9 protein-coding genes and 2 pseudogenes are annotated in these 12,086 nt (G+C 59.3%); 2 read left to right on the plus strand and 9 right to left on the minus strand.

Annotated features, from left to right (window positions below):
- The first annotated feature begins 117 nt into the window (after positions 1–117).
- Together QE408_RS04815 and QE408_RS04820 are read left to right on the plus strand one after the other, a co-directional pair.
- A complete protein-coding gene (locus QE408_RS04815) occupies positions 118–1,128 on the plus strand; it encodes an ABC transporter permease (protein ID WP_306928972.1) in 1,011 nt (336 codons plus the stop codon).
- Entirely contained in the window at positions 1,121–2,041 is a 921-nt protein-coding gene (locus QE408_RS04820) for an ABC transporter permease (RefSeq protein ID WP_306928974.1), read from the plus strand. Before QE408_RS04815 ends, QE408_RS04820 begins: the two co-directional genes overlap by 8 nt.
- 133 nt (positions 2,042–2,174) lie before the next feature.
- On the opposite strand, the gene QE408_RS04825 is transcribed toward QE408_RS04820, so the two are convergent.
- From QE408_RS04825 to QE408_RS04865, 9 genes and pseudogenes are all read right to left on the minus strand, one after another.
- Entirely contained in the window at positions 2,175–3,572 is a 1,398-nt protein-coding gene (locus QE408_RS04825) for an amidase (protein ID WP_306928976.1), read from the minus strand.
- 55 nt (positions 3,573–3,627) lie between these two features.
- Positions 3,628–4,450, minus strand: a pseudogene (locus tag QE408_RS04830) (ABC transporter permease).
- Complete coding sequence (locus tag QE408_RS04835; RefSeq protein WP_306928978.1) at positions 4,447–5,397, minus strand: ABC transporter permease; 951 nt, start codon at positions 5,395–5,397, stop codon at positions 4,447–4,449. The pseudogene QE408_RS04830 and the gene QE408_RS04835 overlap by 4 nt, the downstream one beginning before the upstream one ends.
- A gap of 217 nt (positions 5,398–5,614) precedes the next feature.
- The gene (locus QE408_RS04840) at positions 5,615–7,150 is read right to left on the minus strand and encodes an ABC transporter substrate-binding protein (protein WP_306930206.1); all 1,536 of its coding nucleotides are present in this window, start codon (positions 7,148–7,150) and stop codon (positions 5,615–5,617) included.
- Between the two features lie 280 nt (positions 7,151–7,430).
- Positions 7,431–8,331: pseudogene (locus tag QE408_RS04845) on the minus strand (LysR family transcriptional regulator).
- A 155-nt stretch (positions 8,332–8,486) separates the two neighbouring features.
- Positions 8,487–9,236, minus strand: a complete 750-nt coding sequence (locus tag QE408_RS04850) for an ABC transporter ATP-binding protein (RefSeq protein WP_306928980.1) — start codon at positions 9,234–9,236, stop codon at positions 8,487–8,489.
- On the minus strand, positions 9,233–10,069 hold the full coding sequence (locus QE408_RS04855; RefSeq protein ID WP_306930207.1) for an ABC transporter ATP-binding protein: 837 nt from the start codon (positions 10,067–10,069) through the stop codon (positions 9,233–9,235). Before QE408_RS04855 ends, QE408_RS04850 begins: the two co-directional genes overlap by 4 nt.
- A gap of 8 nt (positions 10,070–10,077) precedes the next feature.
- Positions 10,078–11,004, minus strand: a complete 927-nt coding sequence (gene nikC / locus QE408_RS04860; RefSeq protein WP_306928982.1) for a nickel transporter permease — start codon at positions 11,002–11,004, stop codon at positions 10,078–10,080.
- The gene (locus QE408_RS04865) at positions 11,001–12,068 is read right to left on the minus strand and encodes an ABC transporter permease (RefSeq protein ID WP_306928983.1); all 1,068 of its coding nucleotides are present in this window, start codon (positions 12,066–12,068) and stop codon (positions 11,001–11,003) included. The genes nikC and QE408_RS04865 overlap by 4 nt, the downstream gene beginning before the upstream one ends.
- Positions 12,069–12,086 lie beyond the last annotated feature (18 nt).

Raw genomic sequence — 12,086 nt, forward strand, 5'->3', positions numbered from 1 at the left:
CATCGAGGCCGGCCTTTTGCATGCCCCTGGACCATGATCTGAAGACACATTTGCCGCGTCACGGCGTAAAGACTTCCAACTTTCGCCATGCCGCGCTCTGCGTCTGGAGAGTTTCAGATGTTTACCTTTACACTCCGACGGCTTGCCTTCGCCGTACCCACCCTGCTCGTCATCAGCTTCGTTATCTTTGCGCTTCTCGATCTCGCGCCCAATGACCCGACGGGTGATCTGCCTTTGACGATCCCACCGGAAGTGCGAGCGCAGATTCGTGCCTCGCTTGGTCTCGATCAGCCCTTCTTCATCCGCTATCTCATGTGGTTGCAGCAATTCTTCATCAACGAGCCGCTGAACCTGATTGAGACCCTGACCGGCTGGCAAATTGGCGATGGCGATCGTGTCCGCATTCTGTCCTGGGCGACGCGCAGCCCGGTGGTCGATCTTGTCGTCCAGCGCATGCCGCAGACACTGTGGGTTGTGGGCCTTGCCTATCTCTTCGGAGCGTTGCTTGCGATCCCGATCGGGGTGATCTCCGCCTATAAGCAGTATTCGCTCTTCGACCAGATCGGCACGTTCATATCCATGGTCGGCTATTCGGTCCCGACCTTCTTCACCGGCGTTCTGCTGGTCGTCATCTTCAGCTCCAACCTGCAATGGTTTCCTTCCGTCTACGACACCAATCTCCGAGTCACCGACTGGGCGAGCTTCGTGGCTCAGGTGAAGCAGATGTTCCTGCCCGTTATGGTGTTGACGCTCTATAACGTGTCGCAGATCAGCCGCTTCGTACGAGCCTCCATGCTGGACAATCTACACCAGGACTATGTGCGGACCGCCCGCGCCAAAGGCGTCAAAGAAAAAACCGTGGTGCTGAGCCATGTGCTGCGAAACAGCCTGATCCCGGTTGTCACCGTCATCGCCCTCGGTGTGCCAACGATCTTTTCCGGCGCCATCATCACCGAGCAGATATTCCGCGTGAACGGGCTGGGCCAACTGCTGATTACTGCCGTCCAAGGGGCAGATATTCCGCTGGTCCAGACGCTGACCTTCATTTTCGCGGTGCTCATCGTGCTTTTCAACCTGATCGCCGACGTATTGTACGGCATTCTCGACCCGAGGATCCGCTATGACTGACGCGACCATGACCGAGCCTACGGCAGCTAAAAGCCCGACGCTATCCGCGCTCGCCGATATCTGGAAACAGTTCCGGCGTCACAAGGGCGGCGTCGCGGGACTTGTCGTCTTCATCTTCATCCTGCTTGCCGTCTATGTTGGCCCCTACATCCACACCGTTGCTCCTAACGCTCTCAATGTGAAGGCCCGAAATCAGTGGCCCTCGCTTGCCCATCCGTTCGGTACGGACAATCTCGGCAAAGACATGCTAGCGCAGGTTTTGGCGGGAGGGCGCATTTCGCTCGCCGTCGGCATCACGGCCATGCTGCTGGCCCTGTTTCTCGGCACGCTGATTGGCGTGCTGTCGGGTTATTTCCGCCGGTTGGATGGGCCGTTGATGAGGCTGACGGACCTGTTTCTGGCTCTGCCGCTTCTGCCGCTATTGCTCGTCATATTGCTGCTGTTTCGCGATACGCTGCGCGCCGCATTCGGCCCGGAGACCGGCATCTTCATCCTCATCGTCTTCGTGATCGGGATAACGAGTTGGATGCATACGGCCCGCATCGTACGCGGCGATGTTCTGGCAATGAAAAACCAGGAATTCATCGAGGCGGCGAAATCGAGCGGCATGCGCGAACACCGCATCATCGTCAAACATATTCTACCAAACGTCTTGAGCTCGATCATGGTCTCGGCAACGCTTGGGATCGCCTCCGCCATTATCACGGAGTCGGCACTCTCCTTCCTCGGACTCGGCTTCCCATCCGATTTTCCGACCTGGGGCCGGTTGCTGTTCGATGGAGCGAACTTCCTGCAGTTGACGCCGTCACGCGTGCTATGGCCGGGGCTGGCCATTTCGCTGACGGTGTTGAGCGTCAACTATATCGGCGACGCCGTGCGCGACGCGCTGGACCCGAGAGCGCTGAAGAACTGAGGCAGGAAACATCACCGCCTAGTGTAAGTAACCCAGTCGACTCATGATGAGCCGGGCTGGGTTCGTCATAAAATGCCGGACCTCGGGAATAGCGTCGGCGTTGCTACCGACGGAAGGCATCTGAGATAAGTGATCAGCCTTGCGCTTTTGGCTGCGGCCACTGTTTCACACCGCCACTCCAGTCCTCGAAGGCCTTGGACAACTTCATAACAAAGAGATCCTCAAAGCGCGGGCCAACGATCTGCAGGCCAATCGGCATGCCGGACTTCGAGAAGCCGCAATTGATCGAGGAGGCCGGTTGTTCCGACATGTTCCAAGGCACTGTGAAGGCAATGTGTTCAAAGGGCAGTTGCGGGTCATTGGTGGGAGAAGCCCAATCCGCCGGATAGGAGACAATCGGATTGGTCGGCGAGATGACAGCATCGACCTTCTGCATCAGCCGCCCGCAGCTCTTGCGCATTTCCATGGTCTGGTTGAAGCCGAAGACGGCGCGCGACCCTGACACGTCCGCACCCTTTCTTGCCCATTCCAGAATATAGGGCAGGATCAAGTCCCGGCGTTCCTCGCTGAGCGCCACCATGTCGCCCCAGAATTTCGCCCGCCAGAAATCATCCAGCCCATCCAGCATGTCGCGCGTCAGCACCGGCTCGACCGGAACGATGATGGCGCCTGCCGCTTCGAAGAGCTTGGCAGCAGAAATGACGGCGTCACGCACTTCGTCATCCAGAGGGAGGCCGCAGCCTGCATCCAGCATCAGACCGATCTTCAGGCCCTTCACGTCGGCGTTCAGGTCAAGCCAGTCGATTTCGCTGGGAGGCAGCGATGTGCCGTCGCGCCAGTCCGGGCGCGTCAACGTTGCCATGGCATAGGCGGCATCGGTGACGGTGCGCGCCATCGGCCCGGCGCAACGACCGGTGTAGAAGGGATCGACCGGAATACGGCCTTGGCTGGGCTTGAAACCAAAAAGGCCGGTCCATCCAGCGGGAAGACGCACGGAGCCGCCGATATCCGTGCCGATATGCAGCGTGCCATAACCGGCCGCCCCCGCGGATGCCGCACCGGCGCTGGAGCCTCCGGGGTTTTGCGTCGGGTCCCATGGGTTGCGGCTGAGCTTGTGAAAGCTGGAAAGGCCCGACGAAAGCATACCGTAATCCGGGCAGGTCGTCTTGGCATAAAGGATTGCCCCGTCTTCACGGCAGCGCGCCGCCACAGGCGCATCCTCAAGTGCTGGAACCAGTTCGACCGCCTTCGTGCCGAGCGGCACGGGCTGACCCTTTGTGGCAATGAGCTCCTTCAGCGAGACCGGGAGACCATCGAGGGGCCCGAGTGTTTCTCCCTTCACCCAGCGCTGCGTCGAAGCTTCCGCTTGGCTACGGGCATCTTCCGGATCATAGGCGTAAAGGGCGTTCACAATTGGCTCGAATGCCTCGATGCGTGACTCTACTGCCTGCCAATATTCCAGTGGGGACAGTGTCTTGTCTCGGTAAAGCGCCAGAATTTCGAGCGTGTTGAGGTCTATGAGATCGGTCATGGAATCGTCTCGTCAAAAATAACAGGATGTGAGGGTTGATATCGGCTTCGGGCGATCAGCTCGTATCGCGCGGATCAAGGAGATCGCGAAGACCGTCCCCCAGAAGATTGAGGCCGAAGACGGCAAAGGCGATGGCAAGGCCCGGCATGATGGCGAGCCAGGGGGCGACGCCGAGATAGGTCTGGGCATCGGCCAGCATCCGACCCCAGGTTGCGGCAGGCGGTGGCATTCCGAGACCCAGGAAGGACAAACCAGCCTCGGTGAGAATGGCGAGCCCGAGTTGGATCGTCACCTGCACGATGATCTGGTTGGAGATATTCGGAACGATGTGCACAAGGGTGATCTTCGCACGGCCCTGACCGATACTCGCCGCAGCGGTGATGTATTCCCTTGCCCATATCTGCAGGGCGGCACCGAGCGTCAGGCGAGCGAAAACCGGGACCATGAAGGTGGCGATGGCAATGATGGCGGTGAAACGCCCCGTACCGAGAAAGGCGCCTAGCATCATCGCGGACAAGATGGGGTGGCACAGCGAAGATGATATCGCAGATGCGCATCACCACGGTTTCGGTCAATCCTCGGACGGCTGCGACGGTGACGCCGATCAGGGTGCCTATGAAGGCGCCGATGGCGACAGCGGCAATTGCCGTGGAGAGCGAGTTCCATGCACCTGCCATCAGCATGGAGAGCACGTCACGACCGAAGTGGTCGGTGCCGAGGCCGCCATAGACGAAGGGAGATTTCAGCTTCTGGACGATCTGCATCTTGGTGGGCGAGACTGGAGTCCAGACCAGGGAAAGCAATGCGACTGCGATCAGGAAGGTCGTGACAACAATCCCTATCACGAAGGTTGGGCGGTGACGGACGAAGCGCATCATTTCGCACCTGACCGCAGTCTCGGATCGATGAAGAGATAGGCGATATCGACGAGGAAATTCATGATGATGACGAGCGCTGAGAAGAACAGCACGACGGACTGCATGACGACGATATCCCGCTGGGTCAGCGCCTGATAAGCGAGCCGTCCAAGCCCGGGCAGGTTGAAGACATTCTCTACCAGGATCGCGCCAGCAATGAGGAAGGTGAACTGCAAACCGATCATGGTGACGACGGGAATCATCGCATTCGGCACCGCGTGCCGCCATAGCGCGACGCGGTCGCTGAGCCCCTTGGCGCGTGCCGTGCGAACGAAATCCTCGTTCATCACCTCAAGCACGGCGGAGCGACAGACGCGGGTCAGAACGCCTGCCTGCGAGAGCGCCAGCGCCACCGCTGGCAGAACCAGAGCCGTCAGTCCCGCGGTAAAACTTGGCGTCCATCCGGGAAAGCCACCAGCCGGCATCCAGCCGAGCGTCGTCGAAAAGAGGATGATCAAGAGCAGGCCAACCCAGAAGCCGGGCACGGCAATTCCTACGTGAGAAAACAGCCCTGCCACGAAGTCTATTGCGCCATTGCGGTTCCTCGCCGCTGCAACACCGAGGGGAATGGCGATGGCAACCGAGAGGCAGACGGCGAGAAGCGCAAGTGGCAGAGTGACAACCAGACGCTCTGCAACGAGCCCGGCGACCGGGACGCCATATGTGTAGGATTGCCCTAGATCCCCACGCAGGACGCCCATGAGCCAGTGGATATAGCGAATTGGGAGCGGCTGATCGAGACCCATCTGTTTCTGCAAGGCGGCGAGCGTATCGGGGCTGGCAGAGGTGCCCAGCATGATGGCTGCCGGGTCACCTGGAAGCAGGCCCATGACGAAGAAGATCAGGCACGAAACGGCCAGGAGCGTGACGAACAGGCCAAGGATGCGTTTGAGGATCAGGATGGTCATGATCTGCAATCGCTGGAGACGTGCTGCAAGTAGCGCACTCCCCTCTGTCCTGCCCGGCCTCTCCCCCTCAAGGGGAGAGATTGGAAAAAGGCAAGCCCATGCGCCATCTCAACCATCCGGCAAAAGCGAGGAGGTGACCACCAATCGATCTCCCACCTTGAGGGGGAGATGTCCGGCAGGACAGAGGGGAGTATGGGTAGACCTCGCTCCATAAGATTCATTCTTCCCAATGAACGTCCGTCAGCACGTTCGACGGAATAGGTTCGTCCTGCCAGAGACCCTTGACCTTCTTGTCCCAGACGCCAAGCTTCGGCATAACGAAGAGAAAGAGAGCTGGAACATCTTCAGCAAGAATCTTTTGCGCCTCACCATAGAGCTTTTCCTGCTCACCGGCGTCGGCCGTCTTTTCGACATTGGCAATGACCTCATTGAAGGCCGGGTTTTTGTAGTTGAAGTAGTATGGGTCGCGGGAATAGATATCGATATCCATCGGCTCCGCATGTGCGACGATCGTCATGTCGTAATTGCCGCCCTTGAAGACATCCGCAACCCATTTGGCCGGAAATTCGGTGGTCTCGATGGTCATCGTGACGCCGATTTCGGCGAGCATGGCCTGGAGAACCTGTGAGGTGCGCTGCGCATAGGCCATCTGAGGGGCCTTGATGGTGAAGCTGAAGCCATTCGGATAACCCGCTTCCGCCAGCAATGCCTTGGCCTTTTCGACATCATAAGGGTGAACACCCGTCGTATCGATATAGCCGCGGTCGTTGGGGGTATAGTGGCTACCGATGGCGGTGCCGAGACCGGACCACGCGCCTTCGATGACGGTCGGACGATCGACTGCCATCATCAGCGCCTGGCGCACGCGCTTGTCGTCGAAGGGCTTCCGGGCATTGTTCATACCCGCAACGACCTTCAACTCGGTATTGCCGACGAAGGTGCCGAGACGGGCGTCGCCATCGAAGGAGGACATGAGCTCCGGCGCACCGAATTCCGGGAATGCGTCGATATCACCGGCTTTCAAAGCGGCCGCCTGTGCCTGCGCATCGGAAACGAAGCGGAAGGTGGCTTTCTCCAGCTTCACCGCGACGTTCTTGTCCCAATAAGACGGGTTCTTTGCGAGCTCGACCTTGTCGCCCTTCGCCCAGCTGACGAATTTGAACGGGCCGGTACCGATGGGCGTGGTGCGGTTGTTCTCTGCGCTCTTCGGCGCGACCATGACGGAGGCCGGCCAGCCGAGCCAATAAATGAGGCTGCCGGCGGGCTGCTTCAGTTTCAGAACCAAGGTGTCCGCATCAGGCGTCTCGATGGTGTCTATGGACGCAAAAAAGCGCTTCTGCGGATTGACGGAGCCTTCGCCGCGGGCTCGATCCAGCGAAAATTTCGCAACAGAGGAATCAAAGGCTTCACCATCGTGGAAGGTCACGCCCTTGCGCAGCTTGAACGTATAGGTCTTGCCGTCCGGAGAGATCTGCCAGCTCTCGGCGAGCTGCGGCTTGACTTGCCCCTTGCTGTCAATGGTGACAAGTCCTTCGAAGATGTTCTGCCACGTCACCTGACCGATAGCGACGGGCGCTGCGATCGTCGGGTCGAGGCCGGTCGGCTCGATCGCCATTCCAAGCGTCAGCGCCGTCTTGGGTGCGGCCTCAGCCTCCACAGCCGAAAACGGCAACCAGAGTGCGGTCCCCAAGGCAAGGGTCAGGGCGGTGCGGCGTGAAAGCGTCGCCGCCTGCGAAAAATAATTGCGTGGCATCATTATCCCCTGTCGGACGGGCCGGGCTTTTTGCCCTTTGAAAGACCGTCTGTTGCAAAAAGAGTGGCATGGTGACGGCGCACACACAATCTGCATTTTTGTGTGCTCCGCGTAGCCGAAAACGCTACACGGTATTTGGGATCAAAATCAACCTGTGAGACGGCGAGAGGTGATAGAGAGAGCAAACCGAAATGTTCTACTCCGGTCTTCCTTCGCGCTCCCTGGGCATCCTGGTCTCACGCTGCTTTACCCTTCATGGCAGAAACAAAATCGCAGTTTTTTATACCGCTGCCTCACGCATGAAACGTTCGATGAAATCGGCTAGTTTGGACGCCGCAAAGGACAATTGCCGATCCGGTGCGACGCAGAGATCGATCTGCGTATGGATGCCTTTCTTCCCCGCTAGAGGCACCGCGACCATCTGGCCGCTGCGCAGCTCGCGCGCCCACCGACAGGGCCGGCAACAACGTGGCAGCCGCATTTCCCAGGACCAATTCTTTGAGCATTTCCAGCGAGCTGGTGATGAAGACCGGATCGAGTTCGATACCGGCCTCCGCGAAGAGGGCGTCGAAGGCTTGACGGGCGGCAAAGGTTTTGTCCGGCAGGGCAAGCGGAAGCGCGGCAAGTTCCTTCAAAGTCACTTCCGGCTGGCCTGCAAGTGCATGCCTCGCCGGAAAGATGGCATCATAGCTGATACGCGTGCGCGAGCGAACCTTCACACCCGAGAGCTTCGGCGCAAACAGGCTGACGACGAGGTCCGCTTCTGCGGTTCCCAAGGCCTCCATTGCCTGACGCGCACTGGTGATATTGACCTCAAAACGAAGCTTTGGATATTTCAGGCTGAACTGCGCCAGCACGGGCGCCAGCAGATTGGCCACCGTGGCACCGTTGGCATAGATCGTGACCCGTCCGCGTTGCAGGCCTTTCAGATCGTCGATGAGTTGGTTGACATGGTCCAACTCACGCAGCGTCTTTCCCGCACGCGCAGCAAGAAGCTCGCCCGCCGCCGTCAGCTTCACGCCGCGGCTGGAGCGCTCGACCAGCGGCGTGCCGAAATAATATTCGAGATTTTCGATCTGACGACTGACCGCGGTGGGTGCAACATTCAGGTTCTCGGCCGCCGCGCGCATGGAATTGGTACGGACGAGTTCGTCGAAATACATCAATGCGCGCAATTGCATGGAGCGATCATCCCCAATGTGATCAATGGCCGGTCGATAGGCCCAAGAAACGCTACACTCCGTCCGCGGCGCAACATCCCACGAACGTCGGCGATGCACGCAGTCAGACAAAAGCCTTCGACCCGCTGCGGTCATACACCAGGCGTAAGCCAGCCTCAATCGCGCCGGAAGCCTTCGCTCGCCACCATCAGCTGCCGCGTGTAATCGGCGGAGAACTCTCTCGTTTCCAGTTGATGCACGTCCATCGACTCGACGATCTTGCCGCTTTTCATCACCGCCAGCCGGTCGCACATATGGCTGATAACGCCGAGATCGTGACTGACCATGACGAAAGTCAGGTTTCTGTCCTTGCGCGCCTGTTCAAGCAAGTTGAGAATTTCCGCCTGGATCGAGGCGTCCAGTGCCGATGTCGGTTCGTCGAGGAGCAGGATCTTCGGCTCCAGGATCAGCGCGCGGGCAATGGCGATACGCTGGCGCTGTCCCCCTGAAAGCTGGTGCGAGTAGCGGAAGCGGAAACCGGTGCCAAGACCGACCTCGTCAAGAGCGCGGTTGATGCGCGCTTCCTTGTTGTCCACCCCGTGAATTACCAGCGGCTCCAACAAGATGGAATCCACTGTCTGACGCGGATGCAGCGAACCGTAAGGATCCTGAAACACCATCTGGACATCGCGATAAAAGCTCTTGTCGCGTGACTTGCGGCTATAGGTCCGCCCGTCCACCATGAGGGAGCCTTCGTCGAAATGGTTGAGGCCGGCAATCGCACGTAAAAGCGTCGACTTGCCGGAGCCGGATTCACCAACGAGCCCGAAGGATTCGCCCTTCGCCACCTCGATGCTGACCCGATCCAGTGCCAGATAGCCGTCGAAGTCCACGACGATATCCTTGGCAGATAGTACGACCGTCATAGACGCCACTCCGCTTGGCGTTGAAGGACCGGCAGCGGATGCCGGTGCTCGCCGATTTTCGGCAGACAGTTCAGAAGTCCCTGCGTGTAGGGATGTTTGGCGTTTTGCAGATTGGCGGATGGAAGCTCTTCCACCACACGCCCCGCATACATCACGAGAACCCGGTCGCAGAAGGACGAAACGAGCCGTAGATCATGCGAGACGAAAATCAGGCCCATGCCTCGCTCGCGCACCAGCTTGTCGAGAATATCCAGCACTTCCAGCTGCACCGTCACGTCGAGTGCAGATGTCGGCTCGTCGGCGATCAGGAGTTCCGGACCGCAGACCAGCATCATGGCGATCATGACGCGCTGCCCCATACCGCCGGATACCTCGTGCGGATAGAGATTGAAGACGCGTTCCGGATCGCGGATCTGCACCGCCTCGAGCATGTCGAGCGCGCGTTTCTTCGCGTCAGAAAAGCCAATCCGCTCATGCGTCTTCAGCGTTTCGACGATCTGGCGGCCGATGGTCATGACCGGGTTCAGCGAATATTTCGGATCCTGCAGGATCATTGCGATCCGCTTGCCGCGAATAGCGCGACGCTGCTTTGCCGGAGCGGTCAGAAGATCGATATCGCCAAAGCGAAGTGCGTCTGCCTCAATCTTCGCGTGCCCTGGTGTCAGACCCATGATGGCGCGACCGGTCTGAGATTTGCCCGAGCCGGACTCGCCGACAATTCCGAGACGTTCCTTGCCGAGCGTAAAGGACACGCCCCGCACGGCTTCGACAAGGCCGGTTCTCGTCGGAAAGCTGACGCGCAGATTGTCGACCGTCAGAAGAGGTGTGGTCAAAGATGGGGTCATTGGCCAGCCTCCTTCGGATCGAGCGCATCGCGAAGCCCGTCACCCAAGAGGTTGAAGCCAAGGCTGACGATGAGGATGGCGGCACCCGGCATGGCAGCAACCCACCACTGGTCGAGGATGAAGCGGCGGCCAGAGGCAATCATCGCACCCCATTCAGGAAGCGGGGGCTGCGCGCCGAGACCCAGAAAGCCGAGACCGGCGGCGGTGAGGATGATGCCGGCCATATCCAGCGTCACACGCACGATGAGCGAGGAGAAACAGAGGGGGATGACGTGTTTGAGCACGATCCGCCAGGGAGACGCCCCCATCAGCTTCACCGCGGCGATGAAGTCGGAATTTCGAAACGTCATGGTTTCGGCGCGTGCAATACGCGCATAAGGCGGCCAGGAAGTAACGGCGATAGCCAGTACCGCGTTCTCGATACCGGGACCCAAGGCTGCAACGAGCGCAAGCGCAAGAACAAGCTTGGGAAAGGCGAGAAAAATATCGGTGATCCGCATCAGCACCGCGTCGATCCAGCCACCGGCATAGCCTGCCACGGTGCCGACGATGAGACCGATCGGGGCGGCAATGATCGCAACCAGCACGACGACGAAAAGCGTGAGGCGCGAACCGTAGATCAGGCGGGATAGAATATCCCGCCCCTGATCGTCGGTGCCGAGCCAATATCCATCTGTCCCCGGAGGCAACAAGCGGGCATTGCGGAGATCGCCCTGAACAGGGGAATGCGGCGCCAGAACATTGGCGAAGACCGCGACGAACACGAGCGCCAGGATGATGCCGAGCCCGGCAAGCGCCAGACGGTTTTCCGAAAACCGCCGCCAGATGACATAGGCGCGGCCAAGCCGTGCCTGCTTGCGTGAAGTCGGGCGGTCGGAGAGCAACCACTCGCGGCTATAGGGTTTCAATAGAGCATCCGTCATCGGCTGCGCGTCCTTGGATCGAGCGTCCGGTAGAGCAGATCGGACAGGAGATTGATGCCGATGAAGACGGCGCCGATCACGATGGTGCCGCCGAGAACGGCATTCATATCCGCATTCTGCAGGGAATTGGTGATGTAGAGGCCAAGGCCCGGCCACGAGAAGATCGTTTCCGTCAGAACCGAGCCTTCCAACAGACCGGCATAGGAGAGCACGATGACCGTTAGCAGAGGGACTGCGGCGTTACGCAGAGCGTGGAACCAGATGATCCGGGTTTCCGACAGGCCCTTGGCGCGTGCGGCGACGATATATTCCTGCGCCAGTTCGTTCAGCATGAAGGAGCGCGTCATGCGGCTGATATAGGCGAGTGAGAAGTAGCCGAGCAATCCTGCGGGCAGAATGATGTGACGGAAGAGATCCCAAAACACATCCCACTGGCCCTGCCACAACGCATCGAACAGATAAAATCCGGTCGTCGGCGTGAAGGTGAACTCGTAGACGATATCGATACGGCCAGGATAGGCCACCCAGTGCAGCTTGGCGTAAAACACCAGAAGCGCCAAAAGGCCGAGCCAGAAAATCGGCACCGAATAGCCGATAAGTCCGATGACGCGCACGATCTGGTCGATGATGCTGCCCCGCTTGACCGCTGCCAATACGCCGAGCGGGACGCCGAAGATGGCACCAATCAATGTGCCGAGCGTCGCAAGCTCTATGGTTGCCGGGAAAACGCGCTTGATGTCGTCCATTACGGGATTGGTCGTCAGCACCGACGTCCCGAAATTGCCGGTGAGCGCCTGCTTCAGATAGATGAAAAACTGCTGCCAGAGCGGCAGGTTCAAGCCGAGCTCTTCCCGAACCCGCTCCACCACGTGGGCGGGTGCGCGGTCGCCGACGATCGCCAGCGCCGGATCGATAGGAATGACGCGGCCAATGAAAAAGGTTACCGCCAGCAAGCCTAAAAAGGTGGTGACAACGGTAATGATGAAGCCGAGAACGGCCATAAGGCGCCGGTTGGCACGGCGTTTGCCGTGCCTCGCCCTTGCGGAATTGTCAACGATACTCAATGAACCGATCCTGCCGGA

Source organism: Agrobacterium larrymoorei, assembly GCF_030819275.1.
Taxonomy (GTDB): Bacteria; Pseudomonadota; Alphaproteobacteria; order Rhizobiales; family Rhizobiaceae; genus Agrobacterium; species Agrobacterium larrymoorei_B.

Coding starts and splice junctions, on each gene's coding strand:
- QE408_RS04815 (WP_306928972.1), top strand. CDS start 118: ATGTTTACCTTTACACTCCGACGGCTTGCCTTCGCCGTACCCACCCTG.
- QE408_RS04820 (WP_306928974.1), top strand. CDS start 1,121: ATGACTGACGCGACCATGACCGAGCCTACGGCAGCTAAAAGCCCGACG.
- QE408_RS04825 (WP_306928976.1), bottom strand. CDS start 3,572: ATGACCGATCTCATAGACCTCAACACGCTCGAAATTCTGGCGCTTTAC.
- QE408_RS04835 (WP_306928978.1), bottom strand. CDS start 5,397: ATGACCATCCTGATCCTCAAACGCATCCTTGGCCTGTTCGTCACGCTC.
- QE408_RS04840 (WP_306930206.1), bottom strand. CDS start 7,150: ATGCCACGCAATTATTTTTCGCAGGCGGCGACGCTTTCACGCCGCACC.
- QE408_RS04850 (WP_306928980.1), bottom strand. CDS start 9,236: ATGACGGTCGTACTATCTGCCAAGGATATCGTCGTGGACTTCGACGGC.
- nikC (WP_306928982.1), bottom strand. CDS start 11,004: ATGACGGATGCTCTATTGAAACCCTATAGCCGCGAGTGGTTGCTCTCC.